Origin of the sequence: Enterococcus italicus DSM 15952 (genome assembly GCF_000185365.1) — a bacterium.
Lineage (GTDB): Bacteria > Bacillota > Bacilli > Lactobacillales > Enterococcaceae > Enterococcus_G > Enterococcus_G italicus.
The window spans coordinates 319,734-345,601 of sequence record NZ_GL622241.1 but is presented as its reverse complement, the minus strand read 5'-3'; the positions used below and the strand labels follow the sequence as shown (position 1 = coordinate 345,601).

Here is a 25,868-nt window from a genome sequence, read left to right as displayed (position 1 = left end):
TACACTATTTTAAAATGTCTTATAATAAATAAGTTCTTACTTTTGGATAGTTTTAAAAAAAGACAAAGCTTATAAAAAAGGAAAGATTCTTTACTCTTTTCTGTAACTATGATTCAATAAATAGGGAGAATGAATGAAAAAGGGAAATCTTGTATGAGAAAGAGTGAATTGCAATGCCGATCGTAAACCAACAAAATGAACAAGAAAAAGCTGCTTACCAATCATTCGTAGAGCAAGCAACTTACACAGCGATTACCCAAGACCCTCAATGGGCGCATGTAAAAGATAATTGGGAACCATTAGAAGTGTATTTAGAAGAAGATCAAAAGATTGTTGCGGCGATGTCTATCTTAATGATCGAACAAACAGAAGGACAAGTCTTTGCTTATGTATCAAAAGGTCCGGCAGTCAATGAGCAGTCACCACAAATTTTGGACCGACTAATTGCCGAGGCAGAAGCAACGTTAAGAGAAAAAAATGTGTTTTTATTACGGATGGATCCAGAGTGGGCGTATTCAGAAGAAGTCAGTGAAGCTTTTCGTGAAGCAGGCTATCATGTACGTAACCGTAACGTATCAGGTAAGGCGACGATTCAACCACGCTACACGATGCGCGTGGATTTACGCGCATTTTCATCAGATGAAGAACTGATGGCGTCCTTTTATGGTAAGACCCGTTACCGGATTCGTTATGCCTTAAAGAATGGTTTGACGTATCGATTAAGTGACAATCGTGATGATTTAGCCATTTTTTATGATTTGCACAAAAAGACGAGTGAGCGTCATGGTATTAGTTATCGACCATTTTCTTATTTTGAGCGCTTAGCTGACGCCTTCTTAGAGCGCGGGTTAATGCGAATTGTGATTGTAGAGGTCGATGGTAAGCCTGATGCAGCAGGTCTAGACTTTGCGTATGGCAACTATGTTTGGTACATGTACGCAGGCAGTACCCATGAAAATCAAGTATTAATGGCCCCTTACCTTGTAAACTGGGTGGGGATGCAGTGGGCATTAGCGTTAGGCAAAGAATTTTATGACCTAGGTGGCGTATTTGCACCAGACAACTCAGATAGCTTGTATCAATTTAAGTATATGTTTACTCGTCCGAATGGTGCGACAGAATACATCGGTGAAATTGATAAAGTCTATAATGAAGAATACTATCAAACATTTTTAAATAAATAAGTCAAGAACTCGGCCGAAGTGGGTCGAGTTTTTTTGTATTCTGCACCTTCTATACAACGCCTCGTTTCCTTGATAAAATAATATCGAGAGAAAACAAGGAGTGCGAAAAGATGATTAATGTGTTAGAAGTATTGGCGACCATGAACCCCAATCAAAAAGTAAACTATGATCGCGTGCTGCAAAAAATGATGCAAAAATGGCAAGATGAAAAGCGACGGCCAACTATTTTGTTGCATAGTTGTTGTGCGCCGTGTAGTACGTATACGCTAGAATACTTGGCTGATATTGCCGATATTACCATCTATTTTGCCAACAGTAATATCCATCCTCGTGCTGAGTACGAGCGCCGCAAAATTGTTCAAGAGGAATTCATCACAGCCTTTAATCAAAAAACTGGCAACCAAGTACGATTTTTAGCCGCACCGTATGAGCCAAATGTCTTTATTCAAATGGTCAAAGAAAAAGAACTCACGCAAGAACCAGAAGGCGGCAAACGCTGTACGGCATGCTTTCAAATGCGACTGGATATAGTAGCAAAAAAAGCAGCCGAAGAAGGATACGATTATTTTGGTTCAGCGTTGACTCTTTCACCGAAAAAGAACAGTCAACTCATTAATCAAATCGGGATTGATATTCAAGAATTTTTCGATACGAGTTATTTGCCGAGTGATTTCAAAAAAAATAATGGCTACAAACGATCGGTTGAAATGTGTAAAGAATACGATATCTACCGACAATGTTATTGTGGCTGTCTGTTTGCAGCACAACAACAAGGTGTCGACTTAAAAGAAATACAAAAAGAGGCGAGTGCATTTGTTAAGCGCCACCAGACGAAAGAAAAGGAGGGCTAGCATGCAGCTATTCGCGAAAGTCATCTTGTAGGTAGTAGGGAGTATTGTGGCTTTGCTATTATAGTTTGGCTAGCGTTTCAAGTGTTCCCTTATCCGAGCGCTTGGGTCATTTTCGTGATGTTTGACCAGCCAGTGGCCATCACGAATCAAAGCGAGCGAGCACGTACGAATATGCACTATGCCGCAACATTAGGGGGCATGGCCTTCTCAAATGCATTCTTAGGCATCAATCACTCATTGGCACACAAAACAGGTGGGGAGTTTGGATTGCCACATGGGTTGGTGATTACAATTGCGATGCAACATGTCACTCGGTTTAACGCAGCTTCAGGTAAAGTGAAGCGTAACCCGTATCCGCGTTATGAAGTATACCGTGCGTAAAAAGACTACGCAGACATCGCGCGCGCCTTGGATCACTTGGTTTATAACGATCGATGTACACCAGCGAATCCACGCCAGCCGGCATTGGCAGAAATTCGTCAGCTATTAATTGATCAATTCTAAAAAAGACGCTGAGATAGAAATAGTCAGCGACAAGCAAAAAGACCATAAAAACCAGAAGTTATTTCTCAAACTTTTGACTTTTATGGCTTTTTGTCGTGATAGTTCATTTCTGTTGTCACACTACTTTTTCTTTACTAATGTGGCAGCTTTTTGTTCTTTTTCTAGATGGTAGTAGGTAATCTCTGGTGCAACGCCTAAGCGCGCAGGGAGAGCAGTCATCCCAATTCCGGTATTGACTGAAAGCAAGGTCTGATCCGTCACAAGGTATAGGCCGTGTGTGTATTTCAGTGCACCGGTAGTTGTCTTCCGATAAAAAGGCAAGCGAATTTGGCCACCATGACTGTGCCCCGATAAGACCAAATCAAAGCGATGAATGGCGGGGATTTTTTCAATGCTGTCAGGTTCATGAGTCAAAAGCAAATGCCATTCTGCAAGAGTATCTTCAAAGTCGTAAGCAGGATGACCATATAAATCATCATCAAGACCGACAATGGTTAGTGAGATTTGTTCCGTTGAGAAAAAGAGTTGTTCGTTTGTCAAAACGGTAAAACCGGCTTTTTTTAATACTTCTTTGACGAAATACTGGCCATTATGATGGTAGTCATGGTTTCCTAGGATGGCGATCTTCCCCATGGGTGCGGGGATTTTTTGTAGTTTTTCGACTAAAGCTGCCGTTTTTTTGTGTGGCCATTTTCCGTAGTCGTCAATTAAGTCCCCAGTAAAAATGACCATATCAGGCTTTGTTTTCAAAAATTCTTTAATGATGCGATTCAGACGACGAGGAGCGTACCAGCTGGAAAAATGCAAGTCACTCAATTGGGCCAGTGTCAAGCTCGTCTTTCCTTGGTACAAATCCACTGCATCAGAGACATCTAATACAGTTTTTTTACTTTTACGAATAAAATAGTGTGTAGCAGTCAATCTTCCTGGCTCAATGATGACCATGTAAATCAATAGAAGCAGGGAAATTATCACACATGCATAGAGTAAATACATCAGCCAGGCATCCTTTACTTAGTTTCTGCTCTTAGCATAGTAGAATTTTTCGGAAAAAGCAATCACGCACTTCAAAAAAATAAACGAGTTATTTTTTGAAATGATACGATTTTTTACTAGCACGTTTTGCGACTTGACTTGAGCGGCTGAATCGAGGGAAAAAGCGTACCAAGCAATCAAATGGAAGTGACACAATGGACCAAACTAGGGCATGACTATTTGGATTTTTACGATAGAACCAGACCAGTAGACTATAAAAGAACAGAATACCGATTATAATCGTTCCGAATTTTTCCCATAGTGGAGGATAAGGTAAGGCTCGCTCAATTAAAAGACGCAAAAAGGGATAGGTGAAAAAGAATCCGGCAATTAGACCAAACCGCCAGTTACGAGCTAAAAAGAAAAGCTCATTGATGACAAAAAATAGGGAAAGCACCCATGCTAGCGGAGGAATCAAGCTAATCAAAAACGCAAAGATGGCACTGACGACAATCATCAAAGGGCCTTTAATAAAAGCGGCTAATAAGACAAAGCCGAGAATAAACAATAATTTGCCTGAAATTGGGACAAAACATAGCACGCCGAAAAGAGCAATCAAGACCCAGTGACTCCAAGACTGTTGGCTTTCAGATGGGTTTTTAGGTGTACGCAAAATTGAGGATAGTGAATGCAACATAGCAAGTCTCCTTTCAAGTTACCATTAGTATACGCTGTGAAGCGACAATTGAACTCGGACGCAAGACGGAAATTTTCAAAAGTTTTGAGTGAATCGTTCCCGTTCACTTGGAAAATATGCTATTGTAAGCATGAAGATGAGGAGGAGAGCCACACATGATTTTTGATACACACACTCATTTAAATGCAGAACAATTTCAAGCAGATATACCTGAGACAATCGCGCGTGCCACTGATTTAGGTGTCACCGAGATGGCGGTGGTGGGGTTTGACACTCCGACGATAGCCAAATCACTCGCATTAAGCCAACAATATGACCATATCTATAGTATTATCGGCTGGCATCCGACTGAAGCCGGCTCCTATACAAATGAAATCGAGCAAGACTTGCGTGAGAAGCTGACTGGCCCCAAAGTTGTCGGGTTAGGTGAGATTGGCTTAGATTATTATTGGATGGAAGACCCTAAGGAAGTGCAAGAAGCCGTCTTTCGCCGTCAAGTAGCGTTAGCAAAAGAAGTTAACTTACCCATTAGCATTCATACCCGTGACGCGATGGAGGACACCTATCGGATTCTAAAAGAGGAAGGCGTACCTGTACGAGGCGGTATTATGCATAGCTTTAGTGGCGATGCTACGTGGGCGGAGAGATTTTTGGCATTGGGTATGCATCTTTCCTTTAGTGGCGTGGTGACATTTAAAAAAGCAACCGCTGTCCAAGCAGCTGCTCAAATCGTGCCACTCGATCGACTACTGGTCGAAACGGATGCACCTTATTTAGCACCCGTTCCATATCGAGGCAAGCGCAATGAACCTGGCTACACGCGCTACGTAGTCGAAAAAATTGCTGAATTACGCGAAATGACCGTCGAACAAGTCGCAGCACAAACGACAGAAAATGCTCATCGATTGTTTCGGATTGGAGCATTTGCATGAGCCAAAAGAAAGAACGTATCGCCGAAATAGTTGTCGTGGAAGGCAAGGATGATACGAGACGATTGCAAGAAGTACTTGATGTTGATACCATTGAGACGATTGGCTCAGCAATCAATGAGGATATTCTTGCTCGGATTGCTCACGCACAGGAGACTCGTGGCGTGATCGTCTTTACAGATCCTGATTATTCAGGAGAGAAGATTCGTAAAACCATCATGGCGGACATACCGGATGCCAAGCATGCTTTCTTGCCACGTGCGCAAGCTGTGCCCAAGCGCAAGGGGATGAGTTTAGGGGTGGAGCATGCAAGTGATGAAGCCATCTTAGCTGCGCTTCATAAAGTAGTGACCCCAGTCCTAACAGAAGATGACTACCAACCAATAGACCGCCAAGTCTTGATGCGTTATGGACTATTGGCAGGACCACAGGCGAAGCATCGCCGCGAAGTCTTAGGCGATGAGCTGAGAATTGGGTATACAAATGGCAAACAATTAGAGAAGCGCCTAGCAATGTTTCGTATTGATGAGCAAACATTGGCTGACGCAATGAAACAAGTGGAGGAAAACAGTTGAAAGAACAACGAGACATCGCAACACCATCAAGAACCAGAGAAATCTTAGCCAAGCATGGCTTTACGTTTAAAAAGAGTCTAGGTCAAAACTTTTTGACAGACCCAAATATTTTACGAAACATTGTCGCAGCTGGGGATATTGACCAAGACACCAACGTCATCGAAGTCGGCCCTGGAATTGGCGCACTGACGGAATATTTGGCACGAGCAGCACATCAGGTCGTGGCCTTTGAGATAGATGATCGCTTATTACCAGTCTTAGCAGACACGTTGTCGCCATATGATAATGTATCAGTGATTCATCAAGACATTTTACAAGCACGGATTGATCACGTCTTACAAGAGCAATTTACCAATGATGGTCGACCGGTAAAAGTCGTAGCGAACTTACCTTATTACATTACGACTCCGATTATGATGCACTTTTTGGATTCAAAAGTAGAAATTGCTGAAATGATTGTAATGATGCAAAAAGAAGTGGCTGACCGCATTTCAGCCAAACCAGGCACCAAAGCATACGGCTCTTTGTCGATTGCGGTGCAGTACTATATGGAAGCAAGTGTAGCATTTATTGTACCGAAGACTGTATTCGTGCCACAGCCGAACGTCGACTCAGCAATTCTAAAGCTCACTAGACGCCCACAGCCTGCTGTCGATGTGATCAATGAAAAAGCCTTCTTTGGCTTAACCAAAGCGGCCTTTTTGCAACGACGCAAAACATTTTGGAATAATTTGCAAAGTTACTACGGGAAAGACGAAGCGACCAAAGCTTGGCTGCAACAAAGTCTTAAAGAGGCGGAGATTGATCCTATCCGCCGTGGAGAAACGCTTAGCTTAGAGGAGTTCGCTCGTTTGAGTAATGTGATGGAAGCGAATAAAAAATAGAAAGAATTGGAAAGAATCAAGCAATTGATTCTTTCTTTTTTAATGTGTCTTGACACCTCACGATATTCCCACTACAATACAAGTATCAAACGTGTCTTGACACATTAAGGGGAAACGAGCATGAAAACAACGAAAGTACGTCAACTTACCATATCTGCACTACTTATTGCCATGGGGATTCTTATTCCGATGGTAATGCCAAAGATTGTCATTGGTCCAGCTTCTTTTACACTTGCTAGCCATGTGCCACTAATGATTGCGATGTTTTTTTCACCAGGGATGGCTGTAGCCGTTGCGATCGGTACCGCATTTGGGTTTTTAATGACGACACCATTTATTATTGCGATGAGAGCATTGTCGCATCTGGTCTTTGCCGTTTTAGGGGCGGTGTATTTAAAGAAGCATCCGGAAATTGTGCTACACAAAGGAGCTTTTCAAGTCTATAATCTGGTCATTGCCTTGATTCATACATTGATTGAGATATCTGTCGTATGGCTCTTTTTTGCGACTGGCAATGCCGCTGGAACGACAGTGGATGGAAATTTCTATGTCTTCTTATTTGGATTGATGGGTGTCGGAGGCGTGATTCATAGTTTTGTCGATTACAACCTGGCATTACTTGTGGTGACCACTATTAGCAAGGGAGTCGCCATTCCCGTCTTTCAAAAAGCCCAACTCAAGCAACCAACGACTTATCATGACTAAGGCATAGCTAGTCGCCTCAGACGTTTCTCCTGTTTTTTTGGTATACTAAAGAAAATGGAGTAACAAGAGGAGAAATAATATGTATCAACTAATTACCGATGCGTGCTGCGATGTGCCAGCTGACGTATTAAACAAACTCAATGTAGCATATATTCCGATGACATTAGACCTAGATGGCAAGCAATATGATGATGACTTAGGACAGACCTTTGATTACCAATGGTTTTTAGAGTGCTTAAAGGAAAACAAACAGCCAACAACTTCACAAATCAATGTTGGACAGTATCTCTCTTATTTTAAACCTTATGCACAACAACAAATACCACTGCTTTATGTTGCTTTTTCTTCCGGCTTGAGTGGATCGTTTAGCAGTGCTTTGCAAGCAGTCGAGATTGTGAAGGAAGACTATCCGCATGCCGAGATTTATTGTGTGGATACAAAAGGCGCAAGTTTAGGTGAGGGGCTGCTTGTCATTCAAGCAGCCGCCATGCAGCAAGCCAATCACTCACTTCAAGAGGTGGTGGCTTGGCTTGAAACGTACAAGGAGCATGTCCGTTCTTGGGTTACCGTTGATGATTTGGGTCATTTGGAACGTGGTGGTCGTATCTCTAAGACAGCAGCCGCAATTGGCGGATTGTTAAATATTAAACCGATTATCCACGTCGATACAGAAGGAAAATTACAGACAATCGGTAAGGCGCGTGGTCGCATGAAAGCTCTGAAGACGATTCTTGATGCGACAGAAAAAGAGTTTGACCTTACTATTTTGAATCAACTCTATTTGGCGCACAGTGGCGATGAAGAGAGTGTGAGCTATGTACTCGAGCAACTCGCCCAACGCTTACCAGATACCCCTGTTGAGCACTTTCCACTTGGTCCGACGATAGCCAGTCATACTGGCTATGGCTGCATTGCGTTATTTTCGATGGGCAAGACAGCAAGATAAGTTGTATCAACAAGTGTACTGTGGTATAGTGAGCCCGTGGGTTTCCCACAAATAAAATCAGAGTAGAAAATAAAGCGTCAAGTGCTGGAAAGATGGGATGTTGCTTTCTGGACGAAGGAATTCGCTTCCGCGGTTTTATTTTCGCATTCGCTGCATATTTGATGTAGCAACTCTTAAAGGAGATGCTTCGTATGAAACAAAAAATAACCACGCGCATGATTGCCACGATGGGGCTATTAGTAGCTCTGCAAGTGGTCCTTTCCCAAGTGTTAGGGATTGAAACACAGTACCTACGTTTATCCTTTTCATTTGTGCCCACGATTATCATGGGCATGCTGTTCGGTCCATTATGGGCAGGCATTGGGTGCGTATTGGCTGATTTTCTGGGGATGGCGCTATTTCCAAAAGCGGCTTTCTTTTTTGGTTTCACCATTAATGCATTTATTGGTGGGCTAATCTACGGTTATTTCTTCTACAAAAAAGAAATTTCTTGGAAAAATGCCATTGGTTGCGCCTTAGCAACAACGATAGTAATCAGCCTCATTTTAACACCAATCTGGTTATCCATGATGTACAACCAACCACTTTTTAGTTGGGTGATTTGGGCACCAAGACTGATCAAAACAGTCATTATGTTGCCAATCCAAGCCATCTTAAACTACATGGTCGGTCGCATGGTACCCTTGCAGAAACTCATCAAACGCGTATCAGTATAAATCCTAAAAACATGCATCCTCTCCTGTTACATCCGCAGGAAAGGGTGCTTTATTTTCGCAAAAAAGTGCATTAAGAAAAACGTTTCTATTGATTAATAGAACAAAAAATGAAAAAAACTAAAAGAAACCGTTTGCTTTTTCTATGTATACGCGTTATACTTCTTTTTGTAGAAACGTTTCACTAAAATTAGGGAGGAACATAAGAATGAAGTTTAGTAAAAAAATTGCCTTATTGGGTGCGAGTGCCTTGTTTTCGTTGGGTGTGTTAGCGGCTTGTGGAAACAATTCAAAAAGCGACAGTGAAAGCAAAGAATTGACGTTTTGGTACATGGGCGATGGCGATCAAGGGATTAAGCCAATCATTGATGATTTTACAAAAGAGACAGGAATTAAAGTAAAAATTCAAAGTATTCCATGGAGTTCATCAAGAGACAAATTATTAACAGCAGTTGCCTCAAAAAGTGGTCCTGACGTGGTACAAATGGGGACATCTTATATGAGTGAATTTGTCGATGCTGGGGCATTAGTGGATCTTTCAGACAAAATCAAAGACAACGATGTGTTAAAGACAAGTAATTTCTTTGATGGTTCTGTGGCCACTACTGAATTTGATGGTAAGTACTATGCTGTGCCATGGTATACCGAAACGCGGGCACTATACTATCGTTCTGATTTATTGAAATCGGTTGGTTACAATGAAGCTCCTAAGACATGGGAAGAACTAGCTGATGCAGCGAAAAAACTAGCCGCACGTGGGGAAGGAAAATATGGATTTAACGTTGATGCTGCCGAACCGACTTTTGGATTTATGTTTGCTCGTCAAAATGGTTCAGAACTCTTTAGCAAAAAGAATGAACCCCTATTCAATAAACCCGCAATGGTGGATGCAGTCAAATACCTTGATAGCATGATTAAAGATGGTTCTGCACCAAGCACCAACTTAGGCTTGGATATTGGTCAAAGTTTTGGTGGTGAAGGGATTGTTCCAATGTTTATTAGTGGACCTTGGATGATTAATTCAATCAAAGATGCTGCGCCTGATATTGATGGAAAATGGAATGTAGCGGAATTACCTTCAGGAAAAGATGGAAACACTTCTATTACCGGTGGAGCAAACTTAGCTGTCTTTAGTAGTTCGAAGAAACAAGATGATGCAGTTAAATTGATTGAGTTTTTATCAAAACCAGATAATCAAACCAAATTCTTCGAAAGTACCAACTCATTACCAACGAACAAAGATGCTTGGAAAAATGATACGTTTACAAGCAACAAAATGATTTCAGTATTCGGAAAACAATTGGAAAATTCGCAACCAGTTCCTGCTTTAAAACAATGGGATGAAATTGCCCAAAACTATTTAAAACAATGGGAACAAATTGTTTCGAATGGAAAAGATGTCCAAAAAGCAATGGATGAATTAAATACCGAAACCGAAACACTTTTGAAAAAATAAAAAATGAAGCTTGACAGTTTGCAAGCGATGCATTGGCAATAATTATTCCGAACAATCAATCATTGCAAGTCAATGGTTGGTTGTTCGGATCGTTATGTTTGCATCTTATTTGAAAAAGCGAACGTTTCTTTGTTTGTTACCCATATGGAGGAGGAACAACCCATGAAAAAAACCAAAGCACCTTATTTTTTCATTGCGCCAGCCGTGATTTTATTATTGATTTTTTCAATCATCCCTATTTTTCTTGCATTAATCATTAGTTTTACTGATATGAGTCTAGCAGGGTTGGCGGATTATTCACGAATCAAATTCGTCGGTCTGGAAAATTACATAAATATTTTTAGTGACAAAACATTTGGTCAAGCAATTTTTAATACAGGGTACTACGTTGTGATTGGCGTACCTCTAGTTATTCTTATCTCATTGGCTTTGGCAATCATGATTAATTTTGGCGAAAATAAATTCTTTCAATTTATGCGTTTGGTCTTTTATAGCCCATCCATTACCAATACTGTAGCCATTGCAGTGGTCTGGATGTATTTATACAATCCAACAATTGGGTTGTTGAATCACCTGCTATCCTATTTAAATATTGGCCCAATTCTCTGGCTGACCGATGCAGGAACAGCTAAAATTTCCCTCATCATTATTGCTGTTTGGAAAGCAATTGGCTTGAATATGTTGATTTTTTTAGCAGCTATCCAGGGAATTCCAAAAGTTTATTATGAAGCGGCTGAAATAGATGGAGCCAATAAATGGTACCAAATTACACGAATCACGATTCCATTGTTACGCTTTTCGATCTTTTTCGTGACAGTGACCACGTTAATCGGTTGGTTCCAATTTTTCGAAGAACCTTTTGTTATGACGAAAGGTGGACCATTAGATAGTACGCTCTCAGTTGCTTTATTCATCTATCAAAATGGTTTCCAATATAGTAAATTTGGTTACGCTGCAGCGGGATCATTCGTCCTGTTTATCGCTATTATCATAGTGACAAGCATTCAAATGAAGCTACAAACACGTCAAAAAGACAGTGGAATGTAAGGAGGATACAACATGAGTTATCAAAAATCACAGATGAGTTTTAAAGTATTTATCGGAGTGATGCTAGCTGTCTTAGGAATTTTAACTTTTTTTCCGTTCTTATGGATGATTTTTTCTTCCTTGAAGACCAATGCGGAAATTAGTCAAATGGTGCCGACGTTGCTACCTAAAAATCCAACCTTGAATAACTTTAAAGAATTATTCGAACGGCTAAATTTTGGCATCTATTTAAAAAATACCTTGATTGTTACGCTGTTTTCCTTTTTGGGTCTATTTTTAAATGCAATGGCAGGTTATGGTTTTTCAAAATATGATTTTAAAGGGAAACATGGCTTATTTTTACTTGTCTTAGCCACTATGATGATTCCTGGTCAAGTGACGATGATTCCAGTGTATTTGATTTTAAACAGTGTCGGTTTAACCAATACCTTGATGGGAATTGTGTTACCGGGCTTAGCGGGTGCGTTTGGTATATTTCTTTTTCGTCAATTTATGAGCACGATTTCGGATGAATTGTTGGAAGCCGCTCGCTTAGATGGTGCGAATGAATGGTATATTTTCTTTCGAATTGTGCTACCGTTGACGCGACCAATTTTGGCCGTTCAGGGTATTCTGACCTTTATCGGCGGCTGGAATTCGTTCCTATGGCCATTAATTATCGCCAATGATGAAAAGTATTACACCTTGTCGGTAGGTCTCCAATTATTACAAGGCCAACATGGGACAGATTACTCCCTTCAAATGGCAGGAGCAACATTTATGGTCGTGCCAATCTTGATTATTTTCATGATTTTCCAAAAATATATTTTACAAGGTTTCAACGTTTCAGGAATCAAATAAGTGCGAAGAAAAGAGTGAAGGAATGGAAGCAGAAAAACTAAACGAACTATTGCGTCAAATGACGTTAGAAGAAAAAGTCGATCAATTGTTACAATTGGCTGCCGATTTCTATTCAGAAAAAGCTGAGGCTAAAACGGGTCCCATGGCGGATTTGGCGATTTCAGACACCACGGTGAATCAGGCAGGAACAACGCTAGGCGTTTCTGGAGCGAAAGAAGCCATTCGAGTTCAAACCAATTATATGAAAAAAAATCGTCTGGGCATTCCCACCCTTCTGATGGCCGACATTATTCATGGTTTTCGAACCATTTTTCCAATTCCATTGGCACTTGGAAGTAGTTGGAGCTTAGCAGCGGCCGAAAGAATGGCAAGTGTTTCAGCGAAAGAAGCAGCGGTCTCTGGCTTACATGTGACGTTTTCACCCATGGTAGATCTAGTACGCGATCCTCGCTGGGGACGTGTGATGGAGTCAACAGGAGAAGATGCCTTTTTAAATGCCCGCTTTGCAGAGGCGTTTGTCAAAGGTTATCAAGGAACAGATTTAGCCAATGATTTCTTCCGTGTTGCGGCTTGTGTCAAACATTTTGCAGCTTACGGTGCGGCAATTGCCGGTCGGGATTACAATACGGTGAATATGTCTGAGCGCCAACTACGTGATCAATATTTACCTGGTTATAAGGCTGCCTTAGAAGCTGGAGCAAAACTAGTCATGACTTCTTTCAATACAGTGGATGGGATTCCAGCCACAGGAAATGAATGGTTGTCTAAACAAGTTTTGCGTAACGAATTTGGATTTGATGGGGTAGTTATTTCTGATTGGGGTGCTGTGAAGGAAATGATTCCACATGGGGTGGCTGCTAATGAAAAAGAAGCGGCACAATTGGCGATGAATGCAACCGTTGATATCGAAATGATGACCACTTGTTATAGTCATTATTTAGCAGAATTGATTGCTGAAGGAAAGATTAAGGAAGCACAGTTAGACGAGGCGGTCTTACGTATTTTGACATTGAAAAATGAATTAGGCCTATTTGAACATCCCTTCAGAGGAGCGAATGAAGAGCTAGAAGCGCAACATGTGCTGTCAAAAGAACATCGTCAGGCTGCTCGTGAAGTCGCGCAACAATCCATTGTATTGTTGAAAAATGAGCAAGAAGTATTGCCATTAAAACCAGAGTTGACGATCGGCATCGTCGGTCCGGCCGCTTCTTCGCAAGACATTCTAGGAGCGTGGTCTTGGCAAGGAAGACAAGCAGAAGCTACTTCGCTTACAGTAGGTGCGCGTCATTATAGCAAACAATTGCATATTGCCAAAGAACCATGTGACTATTTCCAACCAAGTGAAGTGGCACTTGAAGAAGCAACACACATCGCTCGAAGCGTTGATGTGGTGATTTTGGCATTAGGTGAAGCAGAATGGATGAGTGGCGAAGCAGCAAGTCGCAGTGACATTCGCCTGCCAGAAGGTCAACTACAGCTCTTTGATGCCATTCGATCGGTGGCCAAAAAACTTGTGGTGACATTGTACAATGGAAGACCGTTAGATTTAGAAGCGATTCAGGCGGCTGATGCCATTGTTGAAGCGTGGTTTCCTGGAACAGAAGGGGGCCAAGCCTTAGCCGATATCCTTTGGGGAGCAGTGAACCCATCTGCGCGTTTAAGCATGTCATTTCCAACAACAGTCGGGCAAGTACCGATTTATTACAATGTGGAAAATACTGGTCGTCCCTATGAATCAAACCCAGATGAAAAATATGTCTCCAAATATTTAGATACATCTAACTATGCGCGGTATCCATTTGGATATGGATTAAGCTACGGTACGGTTCGTTATCAAAAGCTGCAATTGTCTAGTACCGAGCTAAGCGCGGGCCAATCACTTCGGGCATCTATAGATGTTGTCAATGAATCTACCTATGAACGGACAGAAACAGTCCAATTGTATCTTCGGGATGTTGTGGCAATGGTCGCACGCCCAATCAAAGAACTAAAAGGCTTTAAACAAATTCAATTGCAAGCACATGAGACGAAAACCGTTTCATTTGAAGTGACCGAAGCGTTGTTACGCTATGTGCATCCGAATCAGCAATGGGGCAGTGATCCAGGTGAATTCGAATTATGGATTGGGCCTAACAGTGCGACGGGAGTAAATACTACATTTCAACTCGTATAAAGAAACTATTTCGAAAGAAGGTTTGCCAAACAACTATGATTACATTACATTCTAAGCAACTAACGGCTTCATTTTTAGAAACCGGGGAACTTTATCAACTGACAAATGGTGCCATCATGGTAAATCAACTCCATGGGAATCCCCTTGATGGCAGCATCACGCAACTATATTTACGAGTGAAAACGACCCATCAAACAGCTGTTGCACCACTAATTGGTAGTACAGCCAATAGCGTGTTTCATCGATTTATCGATCGATGTGTTTGGTCAGGTATATTCGCCGGAGTAACTTATCAAGTAACGTTCCAATTGGGAGAAGAAAATCAATGGTATTGGACCGTCGAATTTTCAGGAAATGGGGAAGAAGTAACCCTTTTCGCTGGGCATGATTTGGGCAATGCGCTAGTAGGAGCTGTTAAAGCGAATGAAGCCTACGTTTCCCAATATGTTGATCATTTTGTAACCAAGGAAGATGAGCATATCACGATTACCTCACGTCAAAATCAACCACAAAACAATCAGTTTCCAGTGGTTGAGTTAGGAAGCTTTGCTCCGCTCGTTGGTTATGCGACAGATGGGTATCAATTTTTTGGGAAAACTTACAAAAAAACGAATAAACCAGAAGCTCTGCAACAGGAAATTCTTCCAAACGAAGTCTATCAATATGAATTTGCCTATATTGCGTTGCAAACCAAAGCAATCAAAGCAACTGCTGAAAATCAAACAGTGGTCTTCTATGGTGTAGCAATTGCCAATCATCCGACTGCAGTGACGCAACCAATTGCATCGTTGACGCATGTAGCACAAGATTACGCATCGGCGAATGAGAAAAAAGAAACCGCCCAAATAGCTCAATTAACAATGGTTCATACACTAGGTGCACCAATTGTCGGACGTCCGTTTACCGAACAGGAGTTGTGTGAACGATTCCCAGAACAAGAACAAGTGGAAAAAGTGGGGAATACCACCTATTCATTCTTCACCAAAAACAATCGCCATGTAGTGGTGCAAGCCAAAGAATGCGAGATGGAACGGGCAACTGGCCATATTCTTTTAGGAGGATTAGATCTGGAAGTTGCACATCCTGTGATGAGCACCACCCTTTATATGTATGGGATTTTTAATTCCCAAATTGTTTTAGGCAATACATCCATGAATAAATTGCTCTCAAATAGTCGCAACGCGCTAAATGTATTGAAACAATCGGGTCAACGAATCTATCTGCAAGAACAAGAAAAATGGTCATTGTTGACCATGCCATCTGCATTTGAAATGGGCTTAAACTCTGGAACTTGGTATTATCAATTGGCAGATGACTGTTTGATTGTAACGACCTATAGTCGGCGAGATAGCCATGAAATTATCACCACCATTCATTCCGAACAAGGCAAACGCTATAATTTCGCAGTGACTAACCAATTTTTAATGAATGCTGACGATGAACACCCAACCTATAATCAGCATGTAAACGGTCAGAAAGTAACGCTGACACCTACAGAAGAATCAGCAATTTACGCAATTTATCCGGAGTTAACCTATCAACTCACCCTAGACAAACCCTTTCGATTAACGAATGAATCGTTATTTGGCTGTCTAGCGGAGCAACCATTTTTAACGACCTTTGTGGTAGAAAATCAAAGTCAGTTGGCTCTGTCAATTAAAGGTCGCTTGCATTCATCAGAATCATTGCTATTGACAGAAAGCCTGACGATTAATGAGGAAGAGCAAGCTTTTGGAGAAGCATTTGATACGTTAACCAACCAGTTTCATTTAACACATCCTCAGGTGGATGTTACGAGTATGAACCAATTAATTCGCTGGTATACGCACAATATGCTTGTTCATTACTTGTCTCCACATGGACTAGAGCAATATGGGGGAGCCGCATGGGGAACCCGTGACGTATCACAAGGCCCAACCGAATTTTTCTTGGCAATGAACCAATACGATGTCGTTGAATCAATTATCACCCATATTTTTGAAAATCAATTTGAAGATGACGGCAATTGGCCACAATGGTTTATGTTTGATGGCTACGAAAAACAAAAAGCTGATGAAAGTCACGGCGATGTGATTGTCTGGCCAATGAAAGTGGTCACAGATTATCTGGAAAAATCTGGAAACTTTAGTATACTTAAGAAAAAGATACCTTATACGGACCGCAAAACTTTTGCAAAAACAACCCAAACAGCGACTTTGTTTGAACACCTAAAAAAAGAAATCCACTATATCCAGACCCATTTTCTAAAAGGAACGTATCTATCTTGTTACGGCGATGGCGATTGGGATGACACGTTGCAACCCTATGATAGTCGCCTGAAAAAGAATATGGCTAGCACATGGACAGTTGCCTTAACGTATCAAGTAATCAATAAATTAGGAAACTTGTTGAAACCAACAGATCAATCCTTCGCAACTGAACTACTGACGCTTGCGCAAAAAATCCAAGCTGATTTCAATAAGTACATGCTAAGTGCTGGAACGTTGCCAGGATTCGTTTACATGGATTCACCTGAAAAAGTCGAGTGGATGATTCATCCTACCGATCAGAAAACAGGGATTCATTATCGCCTGTTGCCAATGACGCGAAGTATGATTGCCGAATTACTTTCACCAGAACAAATGCAAGAACATTTGGCTATTATCAAAAAACAATTGTTCTTTCCAGATGGCGTACGTTTAATGAATCGCCCCGCACATTACCAAGGTGGGGTTAGCGTGCATTTCAAACGGGCCGAACAAGCTGCAAACTTCGGTCGTGAAATTGGATTGCAATATGTCCATGCACACATTCGTTTTTCAGAAGCCATGGCTAAGATTGGTGAAAAGAATGAGACATGGAAAGCACTCAATACCATCAACCCTATTCAATTGCAGACGCGTGTGCCGAATGCATCGTTACGCCAAGCAAATGCCTATTTTAGCAGTTCAGATGGTGATTTCCCCACTCGTTATGCTGCCCAAGAGCAATTTGATAAATTGAAAACAGGGGCAGTTAATGTTAAGGGAGGTTGGCGTATTTATTCAAGCGGACCCGGAATTTATGTCAATCAATTGATTTCGGCTATTTTAGGAATTCGGGCCTTCCATGATCGATATGTATTTGATCCGGTCTTACCAGATGAACTCGATGGATTAAGCTGTGCATTTCAATTGAACAAAACACCAGTTGAAATTGTCTTCCACTTAAATCAAACAGAACGGAAAGTATGTCTGGATGGCGTTGAGTTACCATTTGAGGAAGAAGCCAACCGGTACCGCCCAGGTGGATTAGTCATCCAAGCAAATGCAGTTCATTCAAGACTTCATGAGGGAAGTCGGATTGATGTGTATAGTCAATAAAAAAGGAAAGGAGAAGCCATGGTAGGAATTAAAGACATTGCCAAAGCAGCAGGAGTATCGATTTCAACCGTATCCTATGCATTAAATGGCAATCCCAAAATCACGGATGAAACACGCGCAAAAATTATGAAGCTAGCTGAGGAAATGAACTACGTACCCAACATGGCTGCTCGTACCTTAAAACGGCAACAAACCAATATTATTGGTGTTTATTTGACGGATTATGCAGGGAGCTTTTATGGAGAACTGTTAGATGGCATCAAACGCGGTCTTGAATTTCACGGCTATGAGATGATTGTCTGTAGTGGCAAAAAGTCACAACTATTTATTCCCGAAAAAATGGTCGATGGCGCGATTGTTCTCGATTGGACATTTGATAGTGAGCAAATTTTACAATTTGCCCATCGTGGGCATAAGCTCGTTGTGCTCGATCGCGAAATTGAACACGCCAATATTCGGAAAGTCTTATTAGATAATGCGGGTGGGACCAGTTTGGCAATCGAACAATTTGCCAAGTTGCGCCCAGAAAAGCTGTACCTTATTTCCGGTCCAACCAAAGGCTATGATAGTCAAAAAAGGTTGGTTACAAGTGAAAAAGAATTGAACCTATACACGATTCCTTATGAAATTATTGCTGGGAACTTTACAGAATCATCAGGATATGAGGCTGGTGAAAAAATTATGAAACAACAACCGCAATTCCCAATCCACATTTTCTCATTTAACGATGAAATGGCCGTTGGATTGTATAAATATTTTAAAGGGACCAATCTAAAAATTGGCAAAGATGTGTCCATCATCGGTTTTGATAATATCGAAATTGGCAAGTATTTGCGCCCACCATTAGCCACTATTTCCTATTCAAAACACCGTTGGGGCATGTTAGCAGCCAAAAAAGTGGTTCAATTACTTCAGGATGAGCCAACCGAATCGGAATTAATTTATACCACCTTTGTCCGTCGAGATTCATTTTTAGGAAAAGAGGGATAGTGATGGCTATCAGTCGGATGAATTTTCGCTCCGAAGTATTAGGCAAAGGAACAGCGGTTACTGTCTATTTGCCAGACGAAAAACAAGCAAAGATGCCTGTGCTCTATCTTCTTCATGGGAAGTCAGATGATTGCAATTCTTGGCTAAATGCCACCTCTCTTGAGCGCTACGCTAGCCAGTACCCATTTTGCATTGTCATGCCTCAAGTTGAATTGAGTTATTACACGGATATGGTTTATGGTGACCGTTACTGGACCTTTCTTACGGAAGAGCTTCCCAATAAAATGCACCAATGGTTTCAATTAAAAACAGAGGCGAATCAACATTTTTTAGCTGGCCTATCCATGGGCGGGTATGGCGCCTTTAAATGGGCGCTACGAAAACCAAATGAATTTCGGGCAGTGGCTTCATTATCAGGCGCACTGGATGTGGTATCGTTATGGGAAAAAGATGCTCAAAGAGACCATGAATTTTCATTAATTTTTGGTACGAAGACAGCTCTCAAGCAGAGTAACAATGATTTGCTATTCTTGTTAGACAGACAAACTTGCAATCAAACCGCCTTTTTCCAATATTGTGGAACGGAAGACTTTCTTTACACAGAAAACCAAATGTTTCGAAATCAAGCACAACAAGCATTGGAAAACTATGTCTACCAAGAAGGCCCAGGAGACCATACTTGGGAATACTGGGATGCAACGATTCAAGAAGTATTACGACAGTTTTTTCGATTGCTTAACGAGTAATCCCCACCCTTAAGAGAAAAATAAACTGACAAGTATGCAATGAACAAGAAAAATTGTTCGTTGCATGCTTTTTGTATCTAAGGGAATTCACTATATTTTACGAACTTGGTGAAACCCAATTGAATTGTTGCAAGAAGCGTTCTATTCTTAACTTGTGAATAAAATCATTATCTAGCTGTCGTTAGTAAGCAACCAGATAAGATTTGGGAGCAAAGAAAGGCTGTGTCGTGAATGTCTGAGCAAAAAATTCCTTCTGTTTCAACAACGAGTCAAAACAAACTAGAAAGTCGCAGTGTCAAAGGAATGGGAACGGTTATTACCTTAACTGTTTATTGCAAAGAACCGAAAGCTATCCTCGGTTGGTTGGAAAAGAAACTAAAAGAATATGAACAACGATTTAGTGCCAATGATGACCATTCCGAACTAATGGCTATCAATCGAGCAGCTGGACAAACTGCTGTCAAAGTTCACCCAGAACTATTTGAGCTTATTCAAATAGGTAAGGAACAAAGTATAGCAGCACCTGATTTATTAAATATCGCGATTGGCCCGTTGATTCAGACGTGGCGGATAGGGTTTCAAGATGCCCATGTACCATCAAAAGAACAAATTACGCGAGCGTTGTCCTTAATTGATCCTTTAGCAATTGAATTGAATGCGGCACAACAAAGCGTTTTTTTAAGAAAAAAGGGCATGAGAATTGATTTGGGAGCATTGGCAAAAGGATACATTGCCGACTGTTTGGTTTCCGAACTAAAAAGAAAACAAGTAAAAGCGGGGTTAATAAATTTAGGTGGCAATGTCGTTGTGTTTGGTCCTTGCCCATTACATGCAGATGGCCTTTGGAAAATTGGAATCCGTGATCCAAAAGGAAAGCGAGAGGAATGCCTAACCATTCTGAACTGTTCAGAAGGTTCTGTGGTAACCTCAGGCATTTACGAACGAGTCTTGACACTTGCTGGCCATCGCTATACCCATATTTTTGATAGTCGAACAGGGTATCCTGTTGAAACGGATATTGATAGTTTGACGATTGTAACGAAACAATCCCTTATGGGGGAAATTTGGACTACCCGTCTCTTTGGCTATCGTGCCGAAAAAATCCAACAGATTATGCAACAAAAAAATTTGGAAGGAGTGATTGTTAAGCAAAATGGTCAAGTTTGGCTGTCAAGTGGAGCAAAGTGTGCACAAAGCGCAATCAATTGAGAGGGAACATTTTTGTTAAATGCAGAAGAACAAGTGAAGAAAGGATGAAAAAAATGTATAACTTTATTGGAATTGTAGGAACGAATTCAGAACAATCAACAAATCGGACATTATTACAGTTTATGCAAAAACATTTTAAAAAAGACGCCAAAATTGAACTTCTTGAAATTGGTGACCTACCGATGTTTAATAAACCCAGTGATAAGAAAATACCAGCAAGAGCAACTGAATTAGCTACCAAAATTGACCAAGCAGATGGCATTATCATTAGCACACCGGAGTACGATCATGCAGTACCCGCCGTTTTGGTCAATGCTCTTCACTGGTTATCTTATGGCGTATTCCCATTTGTCGATCAACCAGTCATGATTACGGGTGCATCCTATGGTACATTGGGTTCATCTCGGGCTCAGGCACAATTACGGCAAATCTTAGATTCACCTGAATTAAAGGCACGTATTATGCCTAGCTCTGATTATTTGTTAGCTCATTCGCTCCAAGCCTTTGATCAAGAAGGAAATTTGATTCATTCGGACGACCTTGCACGTTTAGATGAATTATTTGATGATTTCTTAACATTTGTTTCAATTACACAACAGATGCACTTGAATCGAGAAGATCATAAGAAAAAAGCAGCCCGCTTTAATTGGGACAAATTAAACTAAATTGTGAGATGTAATGCGAAACTAGCTGCTCACTTTGAATGACACAACGAATTAAGATAATAAAGGAGAAAAATCACATGAAACTAATTGGAATCGTCGGCTCTTGTGCCGAACAATCATATAATCGGCTGCTCTTGCAATATATTCAACGTCATTATCGAAGCACGTTCCATATGGAATTAGTAGAAGTGAACGAGTTGCCGATGTTTAATCAAAGCAAAGATGCTACTGATTCTCCAATCATGCAAGAATGGGTGCAAAAAATTGGCTTTGCCGATGGAGTTATTATCGCAACACCTGAACATAATCATACTGTTCCAGCCGGTTTAAAGAGTGCGCTTGAATGGCTTTCTTACAAAGTTCATCCATTAGAAAAGAAACCTGTGATGATTGTCGGGGCTTCCTACCACGATCAAGGATCTTCTAGAGCACAACTACATTTACGTCAAATTTTAGATGCGCCAGGGGTAAATGCTTTTGTTTTTCCGGGAAATGAATTTTTATTAGGAAAAGTCAAAGAAGCATTTGATAATCAAGGAGAATTAAGAAATCAAGGAACAATTGATTTCTTAGATAGTACCATTAAGAAATTTTTAACCTATATGCAAGCTGTATCTGTTTTAAGCGGTCCCAAACCTAGTTTTCCACCTGAAGATTTACACGCCAAAAGAGGAACCAAAACAACCATTCCTGGCATCGATATGACGGCTGATGATTGGGTTGAGCAGGCAGCCAAACAAGTCGGTGCAGCGGAAGGTGACCAATACGTGAAGTTGAATCGTGGACTATTAACAGTCAATCAACTAAATGCTTTCTTGGAATCAATGCCAATGGAACTAACATATGCCGATGAGAATAATCAATTTATTTACTATAACTATACAAAAGAAAAAGCGGAAATGTTGGCAGGTCGTTTACCAGGGCAAGTTGGGAATCCTTTATCAGAATGTCACCCACCAAAAGCACTGAAAAATGTAGAATATGTCATTCAACAATTACGATCAGGAAATATGGATTTGGTTCAAATTCATATTAAGAAGCACTCTGCAGAAAAATTTGTCGTCCATAATTATCAAGCAATGTATGACCACGATGGAAAATATATGGGTGTAAATGAATATATACTTGATTTTAAACCAATCGTTGATTTTTACTTAAAAGAAACCAAACAAACACTTGTGGCAAATAGTGTCGCTGGTATGATACCTAATGCAGTGACAGCAACTGGAGCCGATGCTGTCTCCAGTGCGTCAACCCATGATGCGACACCTAGTGCGTCACCAGCCGGAGCTGATGCTGTTTCAAGTGCCTCCGTATCAGACTAAAAAACGAAGCACCAAAAGCAAACGAGTGAAAAGGTTAATTGGGAGGCATGTTTCGTGTATGTGGATCAGATACAAGCAGTGGAATTAGCTGGCAAGAAAAAAATAGCGTTTATCACCCAAAATTTTTGGGGGTTCTTCCTAGCTTCAATCTTAGCTGGGGCATTCATTGGCTTTGGTATCTTGTTGTCCTTTACGGTTGGTGGACTATTGAAAGAAAGCAACAGTAGCAAACTAGCAATGGGATCGGTGTTTGGTATTGCGCTGAGTCTGGTTGTTATTGCAGGGGCCGAGTTATTTACGGGCAATAATTTTGTTTTAGGAGTTGGCTTACTTCGTCGTTCGGTTACGTGGAGAGCTGCTTCCAAACTCTGGTTATGGTGCTGGCTTGGAAATGCGGTGGGAGCCATTCTTCTTGCAATCGGCTTTCATTATAGTGGCTTACAGACTGGAGCAGTTGCGCAAGTGCTAGCAGCAGCGACTGTGACAAAAATGAGCTTAGGGATTGTTCCCTTAGTTCTTCGGGGGATTCTTTGCAATATGCTCGTATGTTTAGCTATTTGGTCAGGCTTTCAATGCAAAAGTGAAGCAGGGAAATTGATTATGATCTTTTGGTGCTTGCTCGCTTTTTTCACAACTGGTTTTGAACATAGTGTTGCCAATATGACGGTCCTAACAGCGGGCTTATTGGATTCGACAAGTTCAGCTATCACAATTAGTGGGTGGTTTTATAATTTATTTTGGGTAACCTTAGGCAATATGATTGGTGGGATTTTATTTGTTGCTTATCCTTATGTCAAGATGGCTCAAAAATTGGAATAAGTGATAGTTAGCATGTAAGCTAGAGTATGAGGTGAAGCTCGTACTCTAGCTTTTGCTTTCCATCATTGTGATTTATAATGTAAAGAAAATGCAGAAAAATGGCGGTGAATCTTATGTTAAAGCAACGAGAACTTCAGGCACTACTTGAGCAGATGAAAATAAAAACACAAGTAGATTTTATCGGAATTGCCCAAAATGTCGCCAGACCAGGTGAACCAAAAGAGATTCGTTGGGTAGTCGTTTCAGGGAATTTAGGCGAAGACTATCAAAAAATCTGCTTGCGAATTGGTCACGGTATTGCGGGTCTAGTATGGCGAACGGGAAGACCTATGTACGAAAAAAACATCCAAAGCCAACCTAGACGATTAATGGATTATCCAATTGCACGTCTTGAAAAATTGGACGAAGTTATTGCTTATCCTCTATTGATTAATCGGCAAGTAAAAGCGGTTTTGTTAATAGGCAATCGAATAGGAAATAGTGAGACTTCAAGTCGGTTATTACCTTTTATGGAGCAGCTGGAACAATCAATTGAATACAACGGAGTGGAAAAATGGGTGGCAGGAAGGTGACTTTATGATGAGCGAAGAAATGGGTGAACTATATAAACGAGGATTACAGTCAACCGAAGCGATAATTTGGCTATTAGATGCAAATAATAAGATTCTCCTCCTATCTAATGGAGCCGAAAAATTAGCAGAAGATTATACCATTCCACTTAAAAAGATTCATGATATTTTGACTGGGAAAGGGTGCTCATTACATGCTTTACAGGATGTCTGTCAGGACTGCCCGATTGACGGACATCTCAATCCAGAAGCCATTCCATTTCAACTTAAGAACAAACAAGGACAACTGGCTTCTTTTTGGGGAAAACTTACAACAATACCCGATCCGACGACAAATACTTTCTACCAGTATGTAGAAATCCGTAGTTGGCAAACAACACAACAAGTTCAACAGGAACGTCTGATGCTCGGCTACTTAAATGAAGCACAAGAAGTCGAACGACAACGCATTGCTCGCGATTTACATGATGGATTGGCTCAGAGTATGTATAGTCTTATGTTAGAATCACGCCGGATAATGAAAAAATATCAATTAGAAAAGACTACTGACAGTCAACAGTTAGATGTCAGCTTTGTAGAATTATTACAGGAAATTCGGACGTTAGCGGCCGAATTATATCCCGCTGCTCTAGAGGATCTGGGTTTATTGCAGGCGATTTTTCATTTAGCAGACCAATTAAAACAATTGGCAGGCTTTAAATTAAATGTTGAGGTACAAGGAATGCCATTCTCCATTCCAAAGCGAACAGCAAGTCACATCTATCGCATCATCCAGGAGGCAGTCACCAATTCATTAAAATATGCGGAAGTGAATCAAGCGACAGTATCATTTGTTTTTGAAAATAATTTGTGTACAATTCAAGTAAAAGATAGTGGAAAAGGCTTCGATACCTCAACACAAAAACATGGTCTAGGACTTTGGAATATGCAGGAACGGGCAATGGCGATTGGGGCAGACATATCGATTCATGCTGCTTATCAAGTGGGTACGACGGTGACGTTACGTCTGGTGAGAATGGAGGAGACTCAGTGAAAATACTTATTGCAGATGATCACATGATTGTCAGAAATGGCTTATCACAGGTACTAAATGCGCAAGAAGATATGTGTGTTGTCGCCGAAGCAGCGGATGGTGCCGAAGCCTTTATAAAGTTAGAGGCGCAGAGTGTGGATATCGTTTTACTAGATATAAGTATGCCCCCAGGTGAAAATGGCTTGTATACAGCCAAACGAATGAAAGAAGCTTACCCCAAAATAAAAATTGTGATGTTGACAATGTATGATGAACGACAATACATGGAAGAAGCGATCAGTTATGGGATTGAAGGTTTTGTCGTGAAAAGTGAACCCAATGAACAATTAATACAAGCCTTACGAACCGTAATGAATGGAGGTAGGTATTATACCGGGATCAATGAGGCAGATCTTTCACATTTGCCTCATTCTGATGATGAAGATCAATGCTATGAAACACTAACAAAAAGGGAAAAAGAACTCTTGCCTTTAATTGCACTAGGTTATAGCAATAAAGAGATTGCAAGCCAACTATTTTTGTCTGTCAAAACGATTGAGGTACATAAAACGAACATCCGTAAAAAACTAGCAATCAATCATTATCCAGAATTATTAAGATATTGTGTAAAGCATCATTTGATTGAGTTTTAGCAATCTAACAGCAAGCTCCTGTCTCACACCAGTGTGAACTGGCAGAGAGACAGGTTTTTT

At 40.9% G+C, this 25,868-nt stretch carries 24 protein-coding genes, 1 pseudogene and 1 riboswitch; of the genes and pseudogenes, 23 read left to right on the top strand and 2 right to left on the bottom strand.

The features are described from left to right. Positions 1–173: 173 nt before the first annotated feature. The 3 genes and pseudogenes from HMPREF9088_RS01655 to HMPREF9088_RS01645 form a co-directional block, all read left to right on the top strand. On the top strand, positions 174–1,184 hold the full coding sequence (locus tag HMPREF9088_RS01655) for a lipid II:glycine glycyltransferase FemX (RefSeq protein ID WP_007207370.1): 1,011 nt from the start codon (positions 174–176) through the stop codon (positions 1,182–1,184). A gap of 110 nt (positions 1,185–1,294) precedes the next feature. Beyond that, the gene (locus HMPREF9088_RS01650) at positions 1,295–2,035 is read left to right on the top strand and encodes an epoxyqueuosine reductase QueH (RefSeq protein ID WP_007207369.1); all 741 of its coding nucleotides are present in this window, start codon (positions 1,295–1,297) and stop codon (positions 2,033–2,035) included. Between the two features lie 141 nt (positions 2,036–2,176). Then, positions 2,177–2,539: pseudogene (locus HMPREF9088_RS01645) on the top strand (bifunctional acetaldehyde-CoA/alcohol dehydrogenase); the annotation flags it as partial. 120 nt (positions 2,540–2,659) lie between these two features. Here the strand turns inward: HMPREF9088_RS01645 and HMPREF9088_RS01640 are convergent. After that, positions 2,660–3,535: a metallophosphoesterase gene (locus HMPREF9088_RS01640; protein WP_007207367.1), complete on the bottom strand. Its 876-nt coding sequence runs from the start codon at positions 3,533–3,535 to the stop codon at positions 2,660–2,662. 88 nt (positions 3,536–3,623) lie between these two features. Then, complete coding sequence (locus HMPREF9088_RS11375) at positions 3,624–4,211, bottom strand: hypothetical protein (RefSeq protein ID WP_007207366.1); 588 nt, start codon at positions 4,209–4,211, stop codon at positions 3,624–3,626. A gap of 155 nt (positions 4,212–4,366) precedes the next feature. On the opposite strand from HMPREF9088_RS11375, the gene HMPREF9088_RS01630 reads away from it, so the two are divergent. The 20 genes from HMPREF9088_RS01630 (at position 4,367) to HMPREF9088_RS01535 (ending at position 25,808) form a co-directional block, all read left to right on the top strand. Next, positions 4,367–5,143, top strand: coding sequence for a TatD family hydrolase (locus tag HMPREF9088_RS01630; protein WP_007207365.1), 777 nt, complete (start codon positions 4,367–4,369; stop codon positions 5,141–5,143). Then, positions 5,140–5,715, top strand: coding sequence for a ribonuclease M5 (gene rnmV / locus HMPREF9088_RS01625; protein WP_007207364.1), 576 nt, complete (start codon positions 5,140–5,142; stop codon positions 5,713–5,715). The genes HMPREF9088_RS01630 and rnmV overlap by 4 nt, the downstream gene beginning before the upstream one ends. Next, positions 5,712–6,599, top strand: coding sequence for a 16S rRNA (adenine(1518)-N(6)/adenine(1519)-N(6))-dimethyltransferase RsmA (gene rsmA, locus HMPREF9088_RS01620; RefSeq protein WP_007207363.1), 888 nt, complete (start codon positions 5,712–5,714; stop codon positions 6,597–6,599). Before rnmV ends, rsmA begins: the two co-directional genes overlap by 4 nt. Before the next feature lie 120 nt (positions 6,600–6,719). Next, positions 6,720–7,304, top strand: coding sequence for a hypothetical protein (locus HMPREF9088_RS01615; protein ID WP_007207362.1), 585 nt, complete (start codon positions 6,720–6,722; stop codon positions 7,302–7,304). A 79-nt stretch (positions 7,305–7,383) separates the two neighbouring features. Beyond that, on the top strand, positions 7,384–8,250 hold the full coding sequence (locus HMPREF9088_RS01610) for a DegV family protein (RefSeq protein WP_007207361.1): 867 nt from the start codon (positions 7,384–7,386) through the stop codon (positions 8,248–8,250). A gap of 56 nt (positions 8,251–8,306) precedes the next feature. Beyond that, a riboswitch (THF riboswitch) is annotated at positions 8,307–8,405 on the top strand. Between the two features lie 36 nt (positions 8,406–8,441). Next, the gene (locus tag HMPREF9088_RS01605; protein ID WP_040366071.1) at positions 8,442–8,966 is read left to right on the top strand and encodes a folate family ECF transporter S component; all 525 of its coding nucleotides are present in this window, start codon (positions 8,442–8,444) and stop codon (positions 8,964–8,966) included. Positions 8,967–9,171: 205 nt separating this feature from the next. Continuing rightward, positions 9,172–10,419, top strand: coding sequence for a sugar ABC transporter substrate-binding protein (locus HMPREF9088_RS01600; protein ID WP_007207359.1), 1,248 nt, complete (start codon positions 9,172–9,174; stop codon positions 10,417–10,419). A gap of 162 nt (positions 10,420–10,581) precedes the next feature. Then, positions 10,582–11,466, top strand: a complete 885-nt coding sequence (locus tag HMPREF9088_RS01595; RefSeq protein ID WP_040366069.1) for a carbohydrate ABC transporter permease — start codon at positions 10,582–10,584, stop codon at positions 11,464–11,466. 12 nt (positions 11,467–11,478) lie between these two features. Continuing rightward, positions 11,479–12,306 carry a carbohydrate ABC transporter permease gene (locus HMPREF9088_RS01590; RefSeq protein ID WP_007207357.1) on the top strand — a complete coding sequence of 276 codons (828 nt, stop codon included), beginning with the start codon at positions 11,479–11,481 and terminating at the stop codon, positions 12,304–12,306. 22 nt (positions 12,307–12,328) lie between these two features. Next, the gene (gene bglX / locus HMPREF9088_RS01585; RefSeq protein ID WP_007207356.1) at positions 12,329–14,479 is read left to right on the top strand and encodes a beta-glucosidase BglX; all 2,151 of its coding nucleotides are present in this window, start codon (positions 12,329–12,331) and stop codon (positions 14,477–14,479) included. A gap of 35 nt (positions 14,480–14,514) precedes the next feature. Then, a complete protein-coding gene (locus HMPREF9088_RS01580) occupies positions 14,515–17,820 on the top strand; it encodes a GH36-type glycosyl hydrolase domain-containing protein (protein WP_007207355.1) in 3,306 nt (1,101 codons plus the stop codon). 18 nt (positions 17,821–17,838) lie between these two features. Further along, entirely contained in the window at positions 17,839–18,810 is a 972-nt protein-coding gene (locus HMPREF9088_RS01575; protein WP_007207354.1) for a LacI family DNA-binding transcriptional regulator, read from the top strand. A 2-nt stretch (positions 18,811–18,812) separates the two neighbouring features. Next, a complete protein-coding gene (locus HMPREF9088_RS01570) occupies positions 18,813–19,556 on the top strand; it encodes an alpha/beta hydrolase (protein WP_007207353.1) in 744 nt (247 codons plus the stop codon). Positions 19,557–19,787: 231 nt separating this feature from the next. Continuing rightward, on the top strand, positions 19,788–20,765 hold the full coding sequence (locus tag HMPREF9088_RS01565; RefSeq protein WP_007207352.1) for an FAD:protein FMN transferase: 978 nt from the start codon (positions 19,788–19,790) through the stop codon (positions 20,763–20,765). A 53-nt stretch (positions 20,766–20,818) separates the two neighbouring features. Then, positions 20,819–21,430, top strand: coding sequence for an NADPH-dependent FMN reductase (locus HMPREF9088_RS01560; RefSeq protein ID WP_040366067.1), 612 nt, complete (start codon positions 20,819–20,821; stop codon positions 21,428–21,430). Positions 21,431–21,507: 77 nt separating this feature from the next. Next, positions 21,508–22,755: an NAD(P)H-dependent oxidoreductase gene (locus HMPREF9088_RS01555; RefSeq protein ID WP_040366064.1), complete on the top strand. Its 1,248-nt coding sequence runs from the start codon at positions 21,508–21,510 to the stop codon at positions 22,753–22,755. A gap of 54 nt (positions 22,756–22,809) precedes the next feature. After that, the gene (locus tag HMPREF9088_RS01550; RefSeq protein WP_007207349.1) at positions 22,810–23,574 is read left to right on the top strand and encodes a formate/nitrite transporter family protein; all 765 of its coding nucleotides are present in this window, start codon (positions 22,810–22,812) and stop codon (positions 23,572–23,574) included. Positions 23,575–23,687: 113 nt separating this feature from the next. Then, complete coding sequence (locus HMPREF9088_RS01545; RefSeq protein ID WP_052607469.1) at positions 23,688–24,146, top strand: GAF domain-containing protein; 459 nt, start codon at positions 23,688–23,690, stop codon at positions 24,144–24,146. A 4-nt stretch (positions 24,147–24,150) separates the two neighbouring features. After that, positions 24,151–25,176 carry a sensor histidine kinase gene (locus HMPREF9088_RS01540; protein WP_007207347.1) on the top strand — a complete coding sequence of 342 codons (1,026 nt, stop codon included), beginning with the start codon at positions 24,151–24,153 and terminating at the stop codon, positions 25,174–25,176. Then, positions 25,173–25,808 carry a response regulator transcription factor gene (locus HMPREF9088_RS01535; RefSeq protein WP_007207346.1) on the top strand — a complete coding sequence of 212 codons (636 nt, stop codon included), beginning with the start codon at positions 25,173–25,175 and terminating at the stop codon, positions 25,806–25,808. Before HMPREF9088_RS01540 ends, HMPREF9088_RS01535 begins: the two co-directional genes overlap by 4 nt. Positions 25,809–25,868: the final 60 nt, after the last annotated feature.